24 protein-coding genes are annotated in these 19,208 nt (G+C 66.7%); 14 read left to right on the top strand and 10 right to left on the bottom strand.

Annotated elements, in window-relative coordinates:
- Positions 1-15: 15 nt before the first annotated feature.
- On the bottom strand, positions 16-1,629 hold the full coding sequence (locus SK854_RS00085; protein ID WP_030476193.1) for a peptide chain release factor 3: 1,614 nt from the start codon (positions 1,627-1,629) through the stop codon (positions 16-18).
- Between the two features lie 112 nt (positions 1,630-1,741).
- On the opposite strand from SK854_RS00085, the gene SK854_RS00090 reads away from it, so the two are divergent.
- The 9 genes from SK854_RS00090 (at position 1,742) to SK854_RS48165 (ending at position 9,754) form a co-directional block, all read left to right on the top strand.
- On the top strand, positions 1,742-2,161 hold the full coding sequence (locus SK854_RS00090) for a MerR family transcriptional regulator (protein ID WP_051769356.1): 420 nt from the start codon (positions 1,742-1,744) through the stop codon (positions 2,159-2,161).
- Positions 2,162-2,233: 72 nt separating this feature from the next.
- Positions 2,234-3,910 (top strand): ribonuclease J, encoded by a 1,677-nt coding sequence (locus SK854_RS00095; RefSeq protein WP_030476195.1) that lies wholly within the window; start codon positions 2,234-2,236, stop codon positions 3,908-3,910.
- A 19-nt stretch (positions 3,911-3,929) separates the two neighbouring features.
- Positions 3,930-4,283, top strand: coding sequence for a hypothetical protein (locus SK854_RS00100; protein ID WP_030476196.1), 354 nt, complete (start codon positions 3,930-3,932; stop codon positions 4,281-4,283).
- A 400-nt stretch (positions 4,284-4,683) separates the two neighbouring features.
- Positions 4,684-6,180, top strand: a complete 1,497-nt coding sequence (locus SK854_RS00105; protein WP_319972912.1) for a SulP family inorganic anion transporter — start codon at positions 4,684-4,686, stop codon at positions 6,178-6,180.
- A 102-nt stretch (positions 6,181-6,282) separates the two neighbouring features.
- On the top strand, positions 6,283-6,519 hold the full coding sequence (locus tag SK854_RS00110; protein WP_030477501.1) for a hypothetical protein: 237 nt from the start codon (positions 6,283-6,285) through the stop codon (positions 6,517-6,519).
- Positions 6,520-6,567: 48 nt separating this feature from the next.
- Positions 6,568-7,308, top strand: coding sequence for a hypothetical protein (locus SK854_RS00115; RefSeq protein WP_030477500.1), 741 nt, complete (start codon positions 6,568-6,570; stop codon positions 7,306-7,308).
- Positions 7,305-8,261, top strand: a complete 957-nt coding sequence (locus SK854_RS00120) for an ADP-ribosylglycohydrolase family protein (protein ID WP_030477499.1) — start codon at positions 7,305-7,307, stop codon at positions 8,259-8,261. Before SK854_RS00115 ends, SK854_RS00120 begins: the two co-directional genes overlap by 4 nt.
- Positions 8,262-8,708: a hypothetical protein gene (locus SK854_RS00125; protein WP_030477498.1), complete on the top strand. Its 447-nt coding sequence runs from the start codon at positions 8,262-8,264 to the stop codon at positions 8,706-8,708. It abuts the gene before it with no gap.
- Positions 8,709-9,244: 536 nt separating this feature from the next.
- Positions 9,245-9,754, top strand: a complete 510-nt coding sequence (locus tag SK854_RS48165) for a methyltransferase family protein (RefSeq protein WP_051770008.1) — start codon at positions 9,245-9,247, stop codon at positions 9,752-9,754.
- Between the two features lie 267 nt (positions 9,755-10,021).
- Here the strand turns inward: SK854_RS48165 and SK854_RS00130 are convergent, their stop codons facing one another.
- The 4 genes from SK854_RS00130 to SK854_RS00145 form a co-directional block, all read right to left on the bottom strand.
- A complete protein-coding gene (locus tag SK854_RS00130; RefSeq protein ID WP_157512932.1) occupies positions 10,022-10,318 on the bottom strand; it encodes a hypothetical protein in 297 nt (98 codons plus the stop codon).
- 197 nt (positions 10,319-10,515) lie between these two features.
- Entirely contained in the window at positions 10,516-10,746 is a 231-nt protein-coding gene (locus tag SK854_RS00135) for a YgaP-like transmembrane domain (RefSeq protein WP_030477495.1), read from the bottom strand.
- Between the two features lie 12 nt (positions 10,747-10,758).
- Entirely contained in the window at positions 10,759-11,388 is a 630-nt protein-coding gene (locus tag SK854_RS00140; RefSeq protein ID WP_144065333.1) for a hypothetical protein, read from the bottom strand.
- Positions 11,389-11,405: 17 nt separating this feature from the next.
- Positions 11,406-11,780: a DUF302 domain-containing protein gene (locus SK854_RS00145; RefSeq protein WP_245816152.1), complete on the bottom strand. Its 375-nt coding sequence runs from the start codon at positions 11,778-11,780 to the stop codon at positions 11,406-11,408.
- Between the two features lie 189 nt (positions 11,781-11,969).
- On the opposite strand from SK854_RS00145, the gene SK854_RS00150 reads away from it, so the two are divergent.
- The 3 genes from SK854_RS00150 to SK854_RS00160 are packed head-to-tail and all read left to right on the top strand — an operon-like array spanning position 11,970 to position 14,526.
- The gene (locus SK854_RS00150; protein ID WP_030477492.1) at positions 11,970-13,358 is read left to right on the top strand and encodes an MBL fold metallo-hydrolase; all 1,389 of its coding nucleotides are present in this window, start codon (positions 11,970-11,972) and stop codon (positions 13,356-13,358) included.
- Positions 13,355-13,726, top strand: a complete 372-nt coding sequence (locus tag SK854_RS00155; protein ID WP_030477491.1) for a rhodanese-like domain-containing protein — start codon at positions 13,355-13,357, stop codon at positions 13,724-13,726. The genes SK854_RS00150 and SK854_RS00155 overlap by 4 nt, the downstream gene beginning before the upstream one ends.
- Positions 13,723-14,526, top strand: coding sequence for a sulfite exporter TauE/SafE family protein (locus tag SK854_RS00160; RefSeq protein ID WP_030477490.1), 804 nt, complete (start codon positions 13,723-13,725; stop codon positions 14,524-14,526). Before SK854_RS00155 ends, SK854_RS00160 begins: the two co-directional genes overlap by 4 nt.
- 10 nt (positions 14,527-14,536) lie before the next feature.
- On the opposite strand, the gene SK854_RS00165 is transcribed toward SK854_RS00160, so the two are convergent.
- On the bottom strand, positions 14,537-14,803 hold the full coding sequence (locus SK854_RS00165; protein WP_245816199.1) for a metal-sensitive transcriptional regulator: 267 nt from the start codon (positions 14,801-14,803) through the stop codon (positions 14,537-14,539).
- Between the two features lie 306 nt (positions 14,804-15,109).
- Here SK854_RS00165 and SK854_RS00170 point away from each other — a divergent pair, with 306 nt between their 5' ends.
- On the top strand, positions 15,110-15,412 hold the full coding sequence (locus SK854_RS00170; RefSeq protein ID WP_084401181.1) for a DUF2243 domain-containing protein: 303 nt from the start codon (positions 15,110-15,112) through the stop codon (positions 15,410-15,412).
- Positions 15,413-15,417: 5 nt separating this feature from the next.
- Here SK854_RS00170 and SK854_RS00175 read toward each other — a convergent pair whose 3' ends face one another.
- The 4 genes from SK854_RS00175 to SK854_RS00190 all read right to left on the bottom strand — a co-directional run bounded on the left by SK854_RS00175 (position 15,418) and on the right by SK854_RS00190 (position 18,430).
- On the bottom strand, positions 15,418-15,588 hold the full coding sequence (locus SK854_RS00175) for a hypothetical protein (RefSeq protein ID WP_157512930.1): 171 nt from the start codon (positions 15,586-15,588) through the stop codon (positions 15,418-15,420).
- Positions 15,589-15,788: 200 nt separating this feature from the next.
- The gene (locus SK854_RS00180; RefSeq protein WP_319972913.1) at positions 15,789-15,941 is read right to left on the bottom strand and encodes a hypothetical protein; all 153 of its coding nucleotides are present in this window, start codon (positions 15,939-15,941) and stop codon (positions 15,789-15,791) included.
- Between the two features lie 694 nt (positions 15,942-16,635).
- Positions 16,636-17,487: a helix-turn-helix domain-containing protein gene (locus SK854_RS00185; protein ID WP_144065334.1), complete on the bottom strand. Its 852-nt coding sequence runs from the start codon at positions 17,485-17,487 to the stop codon at positions 16,636-16,638.
- Positions 17,488-17,557: 70 nt separating this feature from the next.
- Positions 17,558-18,430: a helix-turn-helix domain-containing protein gene (locus SK854_RS00190; RefSeq protein ID WP_030477485.1), complete on the bottom strand. Its 873-nt coding sequence runs from the start codon at positions 18,428-18,430 to the stop codon at positions 17,558-17,560.
- Between the two features lie 318 nt (positions 18,431-18,748).
- Between SK854_RS00190 and SK854_RS00195 the strand changes: the two genes are divergently transcribed.
- The gene (locus SK854_RS00195; RefSeq protein ID WP_245816154.1) at positions 18,749-19,207 is read left to right on the top strand and encodes an NUDIX domain-containing protein; all 459 of its coding nucleotides are present in this window, start codon (positions 18,749-18,751) and stop codon (positions 19,205-19,207) included.
- Position 19,208: the final 1 nt, after the last annotated feature.

A 19,208-nucleotide genomic window follows, 5' to 3' on the forward strand; every position in this document is an offset into this window, starting at 1 on the left:
CCCAGCGAAGAACGGTCAGTCGTCTGTTCCTGCGACGAGGGGCTCCAGTCGCACCTCGGGGTGCAGGCGCCGCATGACGCCCAGCGCGGTGGAGTCGACGAACAGGGCGAGGTCCACGCCGTCGGTGCGGGTGAGTACCTCGCTTCGGCCGCTGTCCACGATGGACCGTTGTTTGGGGTCGGCCAGGCGGCGCACGACGGTGTAGGGCAACGGTTCGAGCCGCACCGGCGACTTGAACTCCGCCTCCAGGCGGTGTGCGGCGACCTCGAACTGCATGGGGCCGACCGCGGCGAACACCGGCGCTCCGTCGCCGCGACGCAACGAACGCAGCACCTGTACGACGCCCTCGGACTCCAGTTGCTCGATGCCTTTGCGGAACTGCTTGGAGCGACTGAGGTCCGCCGGTCGCGCGACGGCGAAGTATGCCGGCGCGAAGCTGGGCAGACCAGGGAAACGCACCACGGGTTTGCCCGCGTGCAGGGTGTCGCCCACGCCCAGCGCGGTGGCGTTGACCAACCCGATCACATCACCGGGAAAGGCCGTGTCCAAGGTGGAGCGTTGCTGGCCGAAGACCTGTTGCACGTACTTGGTGGCGAACGGCTTGCCCGTGGCGGCGTTGGTCACCACCATGCCTCGCTCGAACACGCCGGAGCACACACGCGCGAACGCGACCTGGTCTCGGTGCGCACGATCCATGCCCGTCTGCACCTTGAACACGAACGCAGAGAACGGGGCGTCCAGCTCGCGCGGGTTACCGGCGGCGTCCGCCCGCGCGGTGGGGCGCGGCGCGATCTCGACCAGCAGGTCGAGCAGCTGCCGCACACCGAAGTTGAGCACCGCCGACCCGAACAGCACCGGTGTCGCCGTGGCTTCGAGGAATCGCCCGAGCTCGAACCCACCGCCGGACGCGCCGAGCAGCTCCGCCTCCTCGCACGCACGCGTCCACTCCACGCCTTCTTCAGCCTCCGCCTGCCCCGGCGGCAAGTGCTCTTCACCGGCGACCGTGGCGCCACCCGCGGTGCGCTGATAGCGCACAAAGCCCCCGCTGCGCCGGTCGAGCACACCGCGGAAGTGGCCCGCATCGCCCACCGGCCAGGTCAGCGGCATTGGCTGCAACCCGATCCGTTCCACGAGCTCGTCGCACAGGTCCAGCGCGTCGCGGCCGGGACGATCCCACTTGTTGATGAACGTGATCACGGGGATGCCGCGGTAGCGGCAGACGTCGAACAGCTTGAGGGTCTGCGGCTCCAGGCCTTTGGCCGCGTCGAGCAGCATGACCGCACAGTCCACCGCCGACAGCACCCGGTAGGTGTCCTCGGAGAAGTCGGCGTGGCCGGGAGTGTCCAGCAGATTGATCACGCAGTCGCGGTAGGAGAACTGCAACGCGGCGGACGTGATGGAGATCCCACGGGCTTTTTCCATCTCCATCCAGTCCGACACCACACCGCGCCGACCGGCCTTGCCGTGCACCGCGCCCGCCTCGGAGATTACCTTCGCGTGCAGTGCCAGCGCCTCGGTCATGGTCGACTTGCCCGCGTCCGGGTGGCTGATCACCGCGAAGGTGCGCCTGCGTTCCGCTTCCGCGAGCACGGTTGCGGACGAGGCGGTCGCCGGGGTGGCGGTGGTCATTCGCGATCCTTCAGGTAGGCAACATCCGACCAGAACTCTACCCTCACGTCACGGTAAGCTGACTCCTACCCGGCGGCACGAGTGGGGCACGAGCACGGGGCGTGATGCCAGAATGGCTAGTGATCGTGGCAGTTCGGGAAGGGATGTTGTGGGCGAGCACATGCAGATCGGCGAGGTGGCCGAGCGAACCGGTCTGTCGTTGCGCACAATCCGGTACTACGAGGAGGTCGACCTGGTGGTGCCGAGCGCGCGCAGCCAGGGCGGTTTCCGTCTCTACACCGAGCCTGACGTGCAACGCCTCGACGTGATCAAGCGGATGAAACCGCTCGGCTTCCAGCTCGAGGAGATGCGCGAGCTGCTCGGCATCCTCGACGCGCTGTCCGCCGGTGACGATCCCGATCGCGACAAGCATCTCGACCGCCTGTCCGGGTTCTGGACCGCCGCCGACGAACGGTGCCAGCAGCTGCGCGCGCAGCTGCGCATCGCCGAGGACTTCGCCACGACCCTGCGGTCCCACCTGCCCTCGAACTGACGGACATCACGCCTGGCCCGCGTCGCCGATTTCCTCTCACCGGCAACTCTCACGTAACGTGAGGGTGTGACCATGGCTCGAACGTCCACCCCTCCGCCCGCACTCGCCCCGGATGCCCTGCGGGTCATCTCCCTCGGCGGCCTCGGTGAGATCGGCCGGAACATGACCGTGTTCGAGCACGAGGGCAAGCTGCTCATCGTCGACTGCGGGGTCCTGTTCCCCGAGGAGCACCAGCCCGGCGTCGACGTGATCCTCCCGGACTGGAGCTGCATCCGGGACCGGCTGGCCGACGTGGTCGCCATCGTGCTGACCCACGGCCACGAGGACCACATCGGGGGCGTGCCGTACCTGCTGCGGGAACGACGCGACATCCCGGTCATCGGCTCCCGGCTCACGCTGAAGTTCCTGGCCGCCAAGCTGGCCGAGCACCGGATCAAGCCCGTCCTGGTCGAGGTCAAGGAAGGTGAACAGCTCACTCGAGGGCCGTTCGACCTGGAGTTCCTCGCCGTCAACCACTCCATCCCCGACGGTCTGGCCATCGCCATCCGCACCGACGCCGGTCTCGTGCTGCACACCGGTGACTTCAAGATGGACCAGTTCCCGCTCGACAAGCGGATCACCGACCTCCGCGGTTTCGCCCGCCTCGGCGAGGAGGGTGTCGACTTGTTCCTCGTCGACTCCACCAACGCCGACGTGCCCGGCTTCACGACCTCTGAACGCGATCTCGCCCCCGCGATCGACGAGGTGTTCCGCACCACGCCGCGCCGGGTGATCGTCTCCAGCTTCGCCAGCCACGTGCACCGCATCCAGCAGGTCCTCGACGCCGCGGCCGCGCACGGCCGCAAGGTCGCCTTCGTCGGCCGCTCCATGATCCGCAACATGGGCCTGGCCACCGAACTGGAATACCTGAAGGTGCCCGACGGGCTCGTCGTCGACATCAGGGACGCCAACCGGCTTCCCGCCCACCAGGTGACCCTGGTGTGCACCGGGTCGCAGGGAGAGCCGATGGCCGCTCTGTCCCGCATGGCGGCCGGCGAGCACGAGATCACCATCGTCGAGGGCGACACCGTCCTGCTGGCCAGCTCGCTCATCCCCGGCAACGAGAACGCCATCTACCGCGTGATCAACGGCCTGACCGACCTGGGCGCCAACGTCGTGCACAAGGGCAACGCCAAGGTCCACGTCTCCGGGCACGCCAGCGCCGGTGAGCTGGTCTACTGCTACAACATCGTGCAACCGGCCAACGTCCTGCCGGTGCACGGCGAGGCACGCCACCTGCGCGCCAACGCCGAACTGGCCGTCAAGACCGGCGTCGCCCGCGACCAGGTGCTCGTCGCCGCCAACGGCCACGTCATCGACCTGCACGAGGGCCGGGCCTCGGTCACCGGCCAGGTCGAGGTGCACAACATCTACGTCGACGGCCAGACTGTCGGCGGCGTCACCGAGGACTCCCTGGCGCAGCGCCGCACGCTGGGCGAAGAAGGCATGATCACCGTGGTCGCCATCATCGACACCGACACCGGGCGGCTCGACGACGCACCCGACTTCATCGCCCACGGCTTCGAACACGACGCCTCGACGTTCCTGCCGGTGATCCCCGCCATCGAGAAGGCCCTCGCGGGCGCCGCGGAGAAGAACACCACCGACGTGGCGGAGCTCGAACGTCTCATCGGCCAGCAGGTGCAGATGTGGGCACAACGCACCTACCGCCGCCGACCGGTGGTCATCCCGGTCGTCATCGAAGCCTGACCTGCACGTGGTGATGACCATGAGCAGCCCGCGCCGATTCGAAGCGGCGAGCCACTACAACGCCGCCTACCCGCAGTGCGCCCTGCCTGCCGACCCATCCCGACTGCGGGGCTATCACGCCGCCATGCAGGGCGTCGAGGACGATCTGACCGGTGAGTCCGTATCCATGACTGTGGAGTTCCTGCCCGGCGGCGCTCCCGCACCTGGCGAGGCGGACCGCCTCGGCACGGTCGTGGCGACCCATTGGGGGCAAGGCCCGGTGCTCGTGCTCGCCGAGCACGTGTCGCTGCGGACAGCGTGGCAGTTGATCGTCCAGCGGTGGCCTGTGCGCCTGTCCGAAGTACGGGCCGCGCTCGACATGACCATGTCGTGACCGCAGTGTCCCTGAGGTGAACATCGCGGTCGAGCCGGAGAGCTTGCTCACGATCAAGCCGTTCACAATTGGACCTACAGTGACGTCACGGTAGAGTCCACTGGGGTTGCGCCGGAGATGCCGCGGCCCGTCATGTGAGCCCCGATCGCTTGTGACACCACGTACAGCGCGGGCTCTCCCGGACTTCGAGAGGCACCCGGACGCATGAGTACCGCCAGGGAGGGACGCAGGGCCTAGCTCCACGCTCTGCGGACCCGAACAGTTCGCGGCACCACCCCATCACACGTGATGCCGACGTCGACGTCGGCACTCTCCCTGCGCGCACTGGGGCGCGCGGACCCCAGTCCTGTTCACCACGCGAGCCTCTGCCTGCTCGCGCGCACAACCCTGAGGTGTCGATTTGTCCTCACACGTGGCTGCGCCGCGTCCCTCGCTGCTGACGAGGGTCCGCACGACCTGGTTCTCCAACCCCCGCGCCGACCTGCTGTCCGGCCTCGTAGTCGCGCTCGCGCTGATTCCCGAGGCGCTGTCGTTCTCCATCATCGCCGGCGTCGACCCGAAGGTCGGCCTCTACGCCTCGTTCACGATCGCGATCATCATCGCGTTCTCCGGCGGCCGTCCCGGCATGATCTCCGCCGCCACCGGCGCCATGGCCCTGGTGCTCGTGCCGCTGGTGCGCGACCACGGCGTTGAGTACCTGTTCGCCGCGACCATCCTCACCGGCGCCTTCCAGATCGTGTTCGGTCTCGTGGGCGTACACAAGCTGATGCGGTTCGTGCCCCGCACCGTGATGGTCGGCTTCGTCAACGCGCTCGCGATCCTGCTGTTCACCGCGCAGATCCCGCACATCACCCAGGGCGGCTGGCCGGTCATCGCACTGGTGCTGCTCGGCCTGGGCATCATCTACCTGCTGCCGAGGCTGACGAAGGCGATCCCCGCGCCGCTGGTGGCCATCGTGGTGATCACCTCGCTGACGGTGTTCCTGCACGTCGCCGTGCCGACCGTCGGCGGGATGGGTGAGCTGCCCACCGCGCTGCCCGGTTTCGGCCTGCCGATGGTGCCGTTCACGCTGGAGACCTTCACCATCGTCGCGCCGTTCGCGCTGACGCTGGCGGTCGTCGGCCTGATCGAGTCGCTGCTCACCGCGCAGCTGCTCGACGACCTCACCGACACCCCGTCGAAGAAGGGCATGGAGGTGCGCGGGCAGGGCATCGCCAACATCGCCACCGGCTTCCTGGGCGGCATGGCGGGCTGCGCGATGATCGGCCAGTCCATCATCAACATCAAGTCCGGTGGCCGCACCCGGCTGTCCACCCTCGCGGCCGGTGTCTTCCTGCTGATCCTGGTCTTCACCCTGGGCCCGGTCGTCTCCCTGATCCCGATGGCGGCACTCGTCGCGGTCATGGTCTTCGTATCGATCAGCACCTTCGACTGGACCAGCATCAAGCCGGCCGCGCTGCGCCGTGCGCCCAAGAGCGAGACCGCCGTGATGGTCGTGACCGTCGGCACGGTCGTCGCCACCCACAACCTCGCACTGGGCGTCATCGCGGGCGCTCTGCTCTCGGCGATCTTCTTCGCCCGCCGCGTGGCGCACCTCGTCGACGTCTCCAGCGTGCTCGACCCGGACGGCACCATCCGCGTCTACGCCGTCACCGGCGAGCTGTTCTTCGCCTCCAGCAACGAACTGATGCACTCCTTCGACTACACCGACACCGTGTCGAAGGTAGTCATCGACCTGTCCGACGCGCACGTGTGGGACAGCTCCGCAGTCGCCACGCTCGACGCCGTGACCGCGAAGTTCACCTCTCGCGGCATCGAAGCCGAGATCATCGGTCTCAACCCGCACAGCGAGCGATTGCACACCAAGCTGTCAGGACAGCTCGCCGGATCACACTGACAACGCGAAGGGGCGGCATCTGCAGGTGCCACCCCTTCGCATTCGCCCATAACAGGCGAAACGGACTCTACACGACACTAACGTTAGAGTAGAGTCAGGGTCATGGAAGCCGTGCCTACCACGAGCGAACCCGTTCTGACGCAGACCGAGATCATCGACTGTGTCGAGGACGCCTTTCTCTCCGGCGCCGCCACTGTGACAGATTTGCTGGACGCGGCCCTGCGTTGCCAGGCCCGGCCCGCTGTCTTCGCCGCGCTGGTTCAGTTGTCCGAGCGCTCCTACGTCTCCGTCATGGACGTCCTGGCCAACCTGCCGGATCTGCCGTACACAGCGGACTGAACCACCAGCCTCCCCTCGTCCGAGCAGGCTTCCCGCGAACGGAGATCCTTGGCCCGTCCCACCGCCGAACCGCCCCCGGTCGCCGCCGTGCGGATGCTGCTCGCCGCCACCGCCGGCCGACGCCCTCATCCCGCACCGCTCGCCATCGCCCGAGGTGGCGTCATCGCGCTGGTTCGGGAAACCGACACCACCAGCCTGGATGTCCTGCAGGGACTGCGCACGCTGGCCGAGCACGCCGGGCTCGACCTGCTCGACGTCTCCCCCGCGCCGGTGTTCGGCCGGACACCGCGCGCCCGGCGAGTGAGACTGGTCGTCGCCGCGACACCAGCCGTCTCCCTTTCGGCTCAGCGGTGTGCCGCGGCCTGGAACGCTCCGGTGGTCCTTCCCGACGTGTTCGACCTGGACGAGTCTCTCCGGTTGCTGCTGCAGCCGGAACCGGCGCTGACCGTCGAGTTCGGCGAGGGTAGGACCTGCACGGTGCTGCAGGCAGCCCACTTCGCCGGACGCATGCACTGCTCGACCGCCTCCGGCGCCTTCGCTCAGGAAGCCCGAGCGCTGGCGGTCAGCCCGATCCCCGGCGGCATGCTGGCCTGCGCGGTGAGCGAGGAGGCCGGCCCGATCCGGCCTCTTCGCGAACCACTGACCGTGCGCCTGGCCGCTCCGGTCCTCTCGACCGTCGACGGCGTAACCGATCTCTTCCCCGCGGGAACGCACCGGATCGGCCCCGCGCAGCCGCTCTACCGAATCGTGCTCCACAACGCCGCACTGAAATCTGGTGATCTTCGATGACCGCCTCCACCACTCACGTCACTCATGCGGACAAACGCCGCGGGCTGCTGCTGGGCGCCGGGCTCGGCGACGCACTCGGCGCACCGTTCCAAGGCCACACCACCGTGGACGCCGACACCCTGGCCGCCGAAGAACGCGCACCGAGCCAGCTGGTGCACACCGACGACACCGTGCTCACCATCGTGCTGGCCGAACACCTCGCCGCCGGGCACGACACCGACGTCCTCGACGAGAACGCGCTCGCCCGCGAGTTCGCCGCGGCGTGGAAACGCGAACCATGGCGGGGCTTCGACTCCGGCACCCCGCCGGTGTTCGGCCTGCTGCACGCGGGCGTGGCGTGGAGCAGCGCCGCGAAGGCGTTCCTGCAAGCGCAGGCCTCGCAGGGCAACGGCGCTGCCGCACGCGTCGCACCCGTTGCGCTGGTGGGCACCAGCGTGCAGCAGACCAGGAAACTCGCGCTCCGCAGTGCCGCCATCACCCACGCTCACGCCCACGGCAGACACGGCGCCGAATGCCAGGCAGCCGCCGTCTACCTCGCGCTGCACAGCAACCCTGCTCAGTCGCTGGACAGCTATCAGTTCCTCCGCGACATCGTCGAAGTGCTGCCGTCACAACTGTGGCGCGAACAGCTCGACCGCGTCAGCCGTCTCGCAGACAGCGCCGATCCCGCGCGTGCCGCCCGAATCCTGGGCAACGACAGCTCCGCTCTCGGGTCGGTCCCCCTCGCACTGCTGGCATTTCTGCGCAACCCGGACGATCCCGCCGACGCCATCCGCTACGCGGTCCGGGCCGGAGGTGCCACCGACACCATCGCCAGCATGGCTGGAACTCTCGCCGGCGCACGCTCCGGCGGCACCGCGTTTCCCCAGTCCTGGCTGCGCCGCTTCCCCACCGCAGCAGCGCTGTACCGACTCGCCGACCAACTCGCCGCCACGAAGCTGCCCAACGCTTGAGTGCTCATCCCCAAGAGCTTGACTGTGCTTCGCCAGCGCGCAGTGGCCGGAGCGCCACGGATCAAGTTCAACGACGAGTTCCTGATGTCCGGCATGCTCGCCGTCGCCGAGGTGGAACTCTTGCAGGACAACGACTCCGCCACACAGTCGGTCTCGCGAAACTCGATTGATCATCGCTCATCCGGGCTGCCAGAGTCAGTATTGATCTCAGGCAGCGGAGGAGACACGATGCCAGCAGCCGACCCTCTGCCCGACGTCATCCGCGCGGACGCGGGGCTCGTCGTGATCAGCCCCTTGTATGTCGGTGGTACGCGGCAGCAGAAGGAAGTTACCGACGAAGTGCTGACTCGAACGAGACTGCGCGGCAACCCTCGCGCCTTGCGTCAGACCGGAATCATTGTCGGCTATATCTACGCACACTCAGCACCGACCGAGAGGAAACATTGAACACGGCTAGTTTCCGCGAGCTGGTTGAAACTGCACAGCAAGACGGGTGGGCCAGCGGAGGCCTCAACCTTCAGTTTCTGAACTTCTACGCCAACGAGCTTAGCCACACCGCGCTGCAGCGGGACACGCCTCCATGCAGTGACGAGCCAGGTTCACGACCTCACTCGATGGCGTGAGAATCCGCTGACAATTGGAAGATCTCAGGGGTTCATCCCCTAATCTCCGCGTTGTGCGCATTCCCGGACTCACGCGCAACGGTCGTAAGACGTCGAAGGACTTGCGTACGGGGTGAGGTGCCGCTTCCAGAGAAACGTCAGACCAACAACCGTTGCGTTGGTCGCCGCACTCGCCGCGCGACATCCAGCCGGAGCCCTGTCCCTTCGGGCGACGAGGATGATCTTAGATTTCGGACGATTCGGCATCGTTCCCGCAGATCGCGGCGCCGCCAGGAGGATCGCGCACGTGGATCAAACCTGCGGTTGATATACCCGGCTGGGTATTTTGAGAACCGTAGTCGAAAGAAGCGAGGTGCAGCGATGGTGTCGGAACCAGCTCGCGACAAGCGCGTGGCGGCCCTGCTGGTGAGTCTGCAGGTCGTTCTCCTGGCCGCCTTGGTCGTTGCGCCGGCGAGTGGCTGGGTCGCTCCTGACAGGGTGCGTTGGGCAGGGTGGGCAGCAGTGGTCGGCGGGGTCGTGTTGATGGCCGTGACGGCCGTGGTTCTGGGGCGGGGCCTGACTGCCTCACCGTTGCCGAACAGCCGTGCGGAGTTGCGGACGAGTGGGCCGTATCGGTTCTCGCGTCATCCGATGTACACGGGCTTGCTCGCAGCGGCGCTGGGGTGGGCGTTGGTAGCCCCAGGTGTGTTGCGGACCGTCGTGTTCATCGCACTGGTCGTCGTGATCGTGGTGAAGACACGCTGGGAAGAGTCGCACTTGCGGCGACGGTTTCCCGACTACCCGTCCTATGCCCAGCGGACTGGGCGGTTCCTGCCACGCCCGTGTGCTTTCGCGCGCGTGACTCGTCCGCCACAGATGCCGAGTTCGTGAAGTGAGACTCAGGTGCGCGAGCAGTGTTCGCAGCCACCGGTTTCCCGTGGTCAGAGAGGTGACGCTGGTTGATAAATACCCCTAGGGGTATAGTTGCCCAGACAGAACTTCGACGGAGGGCGTTCAACATGTGTCGCCGGGTGACGTGCAGTACGTGCGGTAAGGCCACCTATGCCGGATGTGGCCAACACGTCGAGCAGGTGCTCGGTGGGTTGCCGACCGCTCAGCGGTGCCAATGCGAGTCGCCGGGCCGGGGCCCGTCGCTGCTCAAGCGGCTGAGCGCATTGCTGAGGCGCTGAGGAGGACCACCCGCTGCGGAATCCCCGCCGCATCCCGTGCCGAGCCGCGCGGGTCGGTTCGACTGGGTGATCGTGCACTGTGCAAGAGTCGAGTGATGCGTCGTATCTTGTTCAGCAGCGACGGGCTGCTTCGACTGCCGGTGCTGCTCGCGGTGATGATCTTGGCCGCGGTGACGGTCTTGGCGTTGGCGTCCTGGGGTAGTTGGGTGGCAATGGCAGTCATCGCGGTGATCATCGGAGGCGGCTTGTTCGCTGCGATCAGCATCAAGTGATCGCAGCGAGAGGGATGCCGACGCGACTGCTCGTGATGCGGAATCGGGCTCGTGGCAACCAGGTTGACGAGGCGCGGTGGGTGTCGTACCCGGCGGTCATGTCCGGGCACGACGTCCCCGAGTCCCATGGCACACCAAGACTCGCAACCGTTCTGAGCTGGTTCCGGTCTGTGATGTTCCCCGGCGGTGATCAGGCGCGAGCAGCCAACCGTGCCCGCAACTGCCTGCCCTTCAATGGAAGTCGCAGCAGCGGGCCGATCAGGCAGAAGTCGAACACCCCAGCCGCAACGGGCAGCAATCCCGCCGCGGCGAGGACCAACCAACCGCCACCGGCGAGTGTCCCCACGGTGATCATGACGAGTCCGAGAACGACGCGCAGCGCACGACCTGCCTGGCTGCCAAGGAATCGAACGAGTCTCACGATGTGCTCCTTTTAGGAATTGCCCGCTGGGAAAGACGGGATGTCTGTGACAACACAGGCCACGGCGGCGGACGGCGGACTGACGGGCTGACGCCGCAGGTGCAGAACCGCCCCGACTCCGATGCCGTAGACGAGGTGCACCAGCAGGCTCGGCCAGACCCCTGAGATGCCTCGCGCCCACGGATGGTCATGGCCGAACAACACCGGAAGCGCCAGCGCGTTGACAGCAAGCCAGTAGCCATCGCCGTAGAGCAGGCTGAGCGCCAGTCGACGAGACAAGCTCTGTGGCCAGAGACCGGTCAAGGACAGCAATACGAGAGGACAGGCGCTGACGATGCCGATCAGCACATGCAGCGCCAGCAGCCCGACCCCACGGTCGGAGCCCGTCAACAGAGAGGCCACGAGTCGCCCGTAGCGGTTGACTTCGAACCCCATCGCCGACACGACGAGTCCAATCGGGACCATCGCCAACGCCGCGCTCACGCCCGCCACGACCGAGTCGGTCGCAGCCACGGACGGCCAGCCATGCCGCGGTCGGCACCGTACGCGCCACGCCCACACCATGGCGGCCGCGATCACCACGAGCAGCGCCGCGGCCACGACCGCCGCCAGCGATGGCGGCAACTGCAGAACAGGAGCCACCGAGTCCTGCGTACTCGTCACCCGGTGCCGGCGCCCAGACTGGACAGGGCGGCATCCAGGCGGCGTGCCGCGTCGGCGGCCACGGGTGCCAGATCGGGCAGACCCGTCAGCTCGACCATCGTGGCCGGATCGAGTGCCTGCACCAACGTGCCGTCGCCGTCGGCCCGAACCACGACGTTGCAGGGAAGCAACAAGCCTATGGCCCGGTCGACATCCAGGGCTTGCCGGGCCAGCGGCGGGTTGCAGGCGCCGAGGATCAGGTATGGCTCCATGTCGTGATCGAGTTTGGCCTTGAGGGTGGCGGTGACGTCGATCTCGGTGAGCACCCCGAACCCCTGCTCTGCCAATGCCCCGCGCACCGCCTCCACCGTGTCGGCGAACCCGGCGTCCACTCGCACGCTCCGGTCATACCCCACTGATCTTCCCGCCTTTCGCACTCAGCTGTGTCCACTCGTCGACCTCGGGGTACCCCCAGGCGTATCGGCCGGTGTCAACCAGTGACTCGTGTATACCCCTGGTGGTATCCGGTACTGTGGAAGATACCCCTATGGGTATCTTGAGGCGAGAGGAGGACTCCAGTCGTGCACTTCGTCGAGACGATCGAGGTCGAGGGCCTGGGCAATCGGCACTACCTCGCGGGTTCGGACGCGGTGGCGGTGGCGGTGGACCCGCCCCGCGATGTCGACCAGGTGCTGGCCGCGGCGGCCCGCAAAGGGGTACGCATCGGATGGGTCGTGGAAACCCATGTGCACAACGACTACGTCAGCGGCGGGCTGGAACTGGCTCGGCTGACCGGCGCCCAGTACGTGGTGCCCGCCGGGGCGCGAGTGGCCTTCGACCACACCGCGGTGTCCGATGGTGAGGTCATCGACCTTGCCGACGGGTTGGCGTTACGGGCGGTGGCCACTCCAGGCCACACTCCTCACCACACCTCCTACGTGCTGGCTGACACCGGCCGTGATGTCGCGGTGTTCACAGGAGGGTCGCTGCTGATCGGCACCGTGGGCCGTCCTGACCTGGTCGATCCCCGGCTGACCGAGTCGCTCGCGCGAGCACAGCACGCCTCGGCGCACAGGCTTGCCGACGAACTCGACGACTCGGTGCCGGTGCTGCCCACTCACGGGTTCGGCAGCTTCTGCTCGTCGTCGCAGGCCCAGGGCGAGTCGACCACCATCGGCGCGGAGAAGCAGTCCAACGAAGCGCTGACCAGCGATGTCGACACTTTCGTGATCCAACTGCTCAGCCAGTTGGACGACGTGCCCGCCTACTACACCCACATGGGACCGATCAACGCCACCGGCCCTGCCCCAGTCGACCTCACGCCCCCGCGACGCGCCGACGCCGCCGAGATCGCCGAGCGGCTCGCAGCAGGGGAATGGGTCGTCGATCTCCGGTCGCGGATCGCGTTCGCCGACGGCCATGTCGCAGGGGCGGTCAACATCGAAGGCGACGGCTCGCTCGCTACCTACCTGGCATGGCTGATGCCGTGGAACAAGCCGGTCACCTTGCTGGGCGAGTCCGCCGAGCAGGTCGCCGCGGCCCAGCGCGAGCTCGTGCGGGTAGGCATCGACCGGCCGGCCGCCGCCGGAGTCGGTGCCCCGCAGGACTGGGTGCCCGACGGCGACAAGCCCGTTTCCTTCCCCAGGGCGAGCTTCGGTGATCTGGCCGCCGCGCTCTCCGGTGGCGAGCGCCCGGTCGTGCTCGACGTGCGCCGCGACTCCGAACGGGACCAGAGCCGTATCGACGGCACGGTGCACATCCCGATCCACTCGCTGCCGCAACGGGTGCACGAGGTACCGCCGGGGCGGGTGTGGGTGCACTGCGCCAGCGGCATGCGCGCCGCCATCGGCGCCTCCCTGCTCGACGCCGCAGGTCGTGACGTGGTCGCCATCGACGACGACTACAGAGCCGCAGGCGACCTCGACGGCCTCACCATCCGCACCGACGAGCGGAAGCGACACGCCCGATGACCACTCCCCCGCTCCACGGCGCGACGACGCCGGACGAAGTCGACCCGGCATTCGCCTACCAGCACGTCACCGCCAGGACCGCAGTCCTGCTCGACGTCCGTGAAGACGACGAGTACGCCGCCGGCCACGCCCCTGGCGCAGTCCACATGCCACTGTCGCAGTTACGTGACGGAGCTGAGCTGCCCGTCGATCTCCGTCAGCGGTCCGTCCTCGCGATCTGCCGCTCCGGGGCCCGCTCCGGCGTGGCCTCCCGGATCCTGGCCGAGCGTGGCCACACCGTCTTCAACGTCGTCGGCGGGATGCAGGTGTGGCAACAGGCCGGGTTGCCTGTTGTCGACGAGCGGGGCGGGAACGGCATGGTCGCGTGAGTGCCTTGATCCTCGCCCTCGTCGCTGGAGCGATCGTCGGCCTCGCGCTCGGCGCGCTCGGCGGCGGAGGCGGTGTACTCGCGGTTCCGGCGTTGGTCTACCTGCTGCACTTGGAGCCGGCCGCAGCCGCTACCACGAGCCTGCTCATCGTCACCGCCACCTCGATGACGGCCCTGATGCGCCAGTACCGCGAAGTCGCTTGGCGCACCGGATGGCTGTTCGCGATCGCCGGCCTGCCCACCGCGGTCGCCGCCGGGATCGCAGCTCACCGCATCCCGGCACCCGCACTCACCGCCGCGTTCGCCGTGATCGCCGCCCTGGCCGCCATCACCATGCTCCGCGACAAGACCAACGCCTCTCCGGGCGATCGCGATCACGCCGACGATCGGGGTGAAGGCGCCGTGGCGACCGCCACACGCACCAGCACTGCCAAGGCGTTGTCGGCCGGGGCCGGTCTCGGCGCGGTCACCGGCCTGCTCGGCGTCGGCGGCGGCTTCCTGGCCGTACCGGCCCTAATCGCCACACTCTCACTACGCATGCGCACCGCGGTTGCCACCAGCCTGCTCGTCATCGTGGCCAACTCGGCGGTCGCGCTCACCACCCGCCTGGTGACCACCCCAACCGCCCTCAACTGGGGCGTTCTGGCCCCCTTCGCCGCCACCGCGATCCTCGGCGCCTGGGACGGCAAGCGCCTGGCCTCGAAACTGTCCGCCCGCGCGCTGCAGCGCGTCTTCGCCATCGTGCTGCTCGCCGTCGCAGCCTTCATGCTCACCGAAGCGGCCATCAACACATTCCGCTGAAGCGAGGACGTCAGGCCAGCGACAGAAACAACTTCTCCAGCCGCTTCCTCATGTCCTCGCCGTCAGGTGTCTGCCCCTCGGCGATGCACTTCTGCAATCCGGTCGCGATGATGGCGAATCCCGCCTTGTCCAACGCCCGCGACACGGCCGCCAGCTGCGTCACCACCGCCTCGCAGTCGCGTCCCTCCTCGATCATCCGGATCACCCCGGCGATCTGCCCCTGAGCTCGACGCAGCCGGTTCAACACCGACCGCAACTCCTCACCGGCCAGCTCCAGATCCACGACTTACCTCCGATGTCGATATACCCCCTTGGGTATCATACCCGGACACCGGCCCCAGCCTCGCGACCTGCCCGGAGGCATGAGCGCTGTGCGGTAGCGCGCCATGTTGCAGAGCCTGAGTGCCGGTCGCGTCACCAAAGGACTCGGCACAGCGTGGAACAGAGCCGGTTAGAACAGTGCGCCCTGGGCACTCGTGATCTGACCGAGCCGACGCGAACCTGAGGACCGGACAGCAATGGCCGCACAAGCACCTGTGATGCGGGATTCCGGACGAGCCCGGACGCTGACGGCGGGGTACCACTGGGGCTTGGTGCCGTATCGTTCGTCAATGAGGTCGTCTTCCATCAACTCCTGCACTGGCATCATTTCTACGATAAGTCCTCGACGGACATCGGCTTGGTCTCAGACGGGCTGTTCCACGCCTTCAGCTGGTTCGCCATGGTCACCGCGCTGCTGCTGATCGTGGGGCTCGTGCGCGACCAGGCGTTCGATGGCTTGACCTTCGCTGCCGGATGCTTGCCGGGGGCGGGTTTCTTCCAGCTCTACGACGGGATCGTGCAGCACAAGTTGTGGGGCCTGCACCAGATCCGATCGGGCAGATAGTGCTCCTAGGTGTCGTCGATCTCGAACGCGTGCTCTTCACACAACAGCAGGAGGTTGTCCGCACTTCGGTTGTCCTCTGCGGTCATCTCGTCCTTCCAACGAGGACCGCCCCGCCGGCGCGGGTGGATGTGCGCGACCCTGCCGTTGAGGATCGTCTCGCCGGTCTCGTTGTTCATCCGGTACAGCGGCTTGCTGCAGTCGGGCTTCGCGCAACGAAACACCGTCCCTTACAGCTACTTCGACGTCGTAGGCGAGGGCAGCGGGTGAACGATCGGCCTCGGCCTCCTATACCTGGGCGGTGTCCGTCATGCCGACCTTCTCGTGCCTGCTCCGATCCCACCGGGCTGGGCGCGCCGAAGCGTCCAACTCGCCCTCCTCAGTACGGCGGCACCTCGCCTTGCATGTAGCGGCGCTGCAGGTTCGTCTCCAGCACAGGCCGGGCCATTGGCAGAACGTCGATCGCGGTTTCCCGCTCGAAGGTCACGTACCGGACACACCGGCCGGTCGTCGTGTTCAGCCAGGCCCACAAGATCCCGGGGATTCTCGGCGGAGGATGAAGCCCTTCTCGCGCGTCAGCAGCGTTGGCGGCCTCGAGCCACGTGTGAACATCGCCGGGAAGACTTGGTCTCGTTCGATCCAGACCTCCACGCCTTGCTCCCGAACGTGGCCCAGCTCCCGCAACACCCGAACGCCATCGAACATAGGTTCGATTCTGTGCCGGATGGCATCACGAACATAAGTCAGCCACGGTCGCCATCCAAGCTTCTGCAACCGTCGTTGTCATACCGGCTTGACATCGATCAGAATCTCACGGACGGCGCCGTCCCTCGCTCTGGTGCTGCGGCGAACGCACGTCTTCGCGCGGCTGCGGCACGCGTCCAGGTCCGTCAGCAATCACCCGAGAAGACAAGAATGCCCGCGATCACGGTTCCATCTCCTCGTCGAGGTGTTCCAGGCAGATCGGCAGGCAGAGCATCCAGGGGTGTTCGCATAGGTGACCGGCGTCGGCTCAGCCCGATGCGCCCTCGGTGCGTACCACGTACTTGCAGAAACGTGCTCGCGGTCGGGGAGCACGGTCAGTGTCGTCAGCGGCATCGTGGGCCTCAAGATCACGAACGACTGATCCACCGCTATCAGGCCGACCACGCCGGCGGCCTGGTCGGCCCTACCTCAAGTCCCTGGTCACGACCTCAGCAATCAGAGCCCGCACGACGTTGATGTTCTCAATAGGCAACGGCCTCTGCGATGAGTTCCAGCGACTCCCCTGTCCCTAGCGCCGCGTCCTGCAAGCTCGCGAACCGCTGCGCACACTGGGCTGTCAACTCTGGCTCCTCGACGTACTCAGCCTTGAGGAAAGTCTCGAGATATGCCACGTCGTTGTGCTGCCGGTGAGGGAACTCGAGCAACGTGAAGGGAGAGCCCATCGCCGGATAAGCTCCCGCACTGCTTGGCACCAGGCGCACGCTCACCGCCAGATGCTCGCTGACCTCCATCAGATGCAACAACTGTGCCTTCATCACCCGCGGCCCGCCGACGATGCTCTGCAGCACTGCCTCGGGGAACACCGCCTGCACCATCAGCGGATCCTTGTCGTTCAACCGCGACAACCACACTTCCCGCACCATCGCCAGCCGTGCTGTGCGCACTGGATCTTCCAACTGCAGCACCGCGTTCGTGTACCCGGGAAGCTGGAGCACCGTCGGAATCAGATCGAGAGTAAAGGACCGCAGCAACGTCGCCTCGGACACCAGATTCGCGAAGTCCGCCGCCGGATCGAACACCACGTCGTCGCCCGCGGAACGTGCCCGCGCCCGTTCTGCGGACTGCACACGCAGCACCACGGCCTGCCATTCTGGAGTGGGCACCTTGTAGACGTACCCGAGCGCCATGACGTCCACGGAAGCCGACGGCTGCACCGCGTTCTCCATCATGGACAGCTTGGCGCTGCTGAAGCCCACGCGCTGGCCGGCCTCGGCGAGGCTCAGCTCGCGCTCGTCGCGCCACCCGGCCAACTGCCGCCCGATGGCGCGTTCGAGCGTCGTGGCCCGGAAATCCTTCGGCATGGTGAATTCCAAGATGTTGCGGTGGGGAGCGTTTCAGCTTCCCCGAAGCCAGACAAAGGACGACCGGACCATCGGCGCGCAGTCACTCAGCTATCGGCCCATTGGCTCCAGCAGCTAGCCGCTCTGCGAAATCGATGATCAGCAGCTTCGAGCCCTCGCAGTCCAAACTGGACTCACTGAGTGCCGTAACAACCTTCCCGTAGCCCTCGACTGCGGCCTTGTCCTCCACGAACACAGTGGACGTGTCGTTCTCGATGCACACCAGGGGTCCGTGGGCCTTGAAGGTCAAGCGAGTGAACGGCCCCCTCATGCCCGGATGGGCACCCAAGGCCGCAGGAACGATTCGAATGTTGATCTCAGGTCGGACCGACATCTGCAGCATGTGATGTAGCTGCTCGACGTGGACTTCGTCTCCACCGACGGGAAGCGCAAGGGCAAGCTCGTGCAGGTAAAACGTGTAGGTCAGGCCACGTAGCTGGAACTGCTGGTCATTCAGCTCCAGGCGAGCTGCGATCCATCCGTCCAGTTCCTTGTCAGGGACAGTGGACGAGGCGGTGATCTCAGCACTCATGTGGCCCGGAATCTGAAGCAGAGCAGGCAATCCGTGTGGATTCCAGGTGGTGACGGTGTCGGCCGCAGCGAGATTCTCGGCCAGCGTCCGGGGCCAAGCCAGCGGGCAGATCCCGTGCTGCTGCAACCAGTTCTTCTCACCCATGGTCGGATAGAGACGCTGCAGGTGCTTGCGTTCGGCGGCTTTGAGTCGGCAGACGCCGAGCAAAAGCGCAAGGTCGACGTCGTCAGCTCCACCCCTGCCGTTCACCACGTTCGACAGCTTGGCTTCGTCCCAGCCAACGACACCGGCGAGTTCACGTGAGCTGTAGCCCGTGCTCTCGATGGTCTGACGGAGACTGGCGCCAAACTCGCGCCCCTTGGCCGTGGAGAATCGCTTCGGCATCCCTTTTCCTTGCGGCGACTGGCAAAACACCCGATCTGTTGCGCCTTCAGCTAACCGGCCTGATCCAGTCGTGCACCAGACCGCCGATCTCGCACGGATCCGGCAGCAAACTCACATTCGCTGCCTCTGAGCTGCAAGGACCGGACGAAACGGCACGGGCGACACGATTGGGTGATTACCTCGCCGTCCCCGAAGTTGGGCAAGCGGAGTCGCGAGTTCCCCAACGGGAAGTGGTTCCACAGGATTGGCTAGGGTGCCGGCGTGACCGCATCGCACTCGTCTACTCCTGCCACTGAGGTCCTCCCAGTGGAGCAATACGTGAAGACGCTGGCCCGAAAGCGTATGGCGGCTGGCGTGCTTTTCCACGACAACGCGGGCCGGGTGCTGTTGGTCCAGCCGTCCTACAAGGACAACTGGGAGATTCCTGGCGGCGCGGTGGACGCTGACGAGTCCCCTTGGGCGGCCGCGACCCGCGAACTCACTGAAGAGCTGGGCTGGGAGAGGCCCTTGGGGCGGTTGCTGGTGGTGGATTACGTGCGCCCTCAGGACTCACGTCCTGAAGGCGTGATTTTCGTGTTCGACGGCGGCGTGCTGGACGAGACTGACCTGGTAGGCCTGGCGTTTCCGGACAGCGAGATCCTGTCGGCTGGACTCCACACGATGGACGAAGCCCGCGGCAAGGTGAAGCCGCTCCTCTCCGACCGCCTGGTCGTCGCATTGGAGGCTGCGAAGCAAGGCACGACCGCGTTGTGCGAGCAGGGACAGCGAGTCGCTTGAT

The organism is Lentzea sokolovensis, from assembly GCF_033949975.1.
GTDB classification, from domain to species: Bacteria; Actinomycetota; Actinomycetes; order Mycobacteriales; family Pseudonocardiaceae; genus Lentzea; species Lentzea sokolovensis.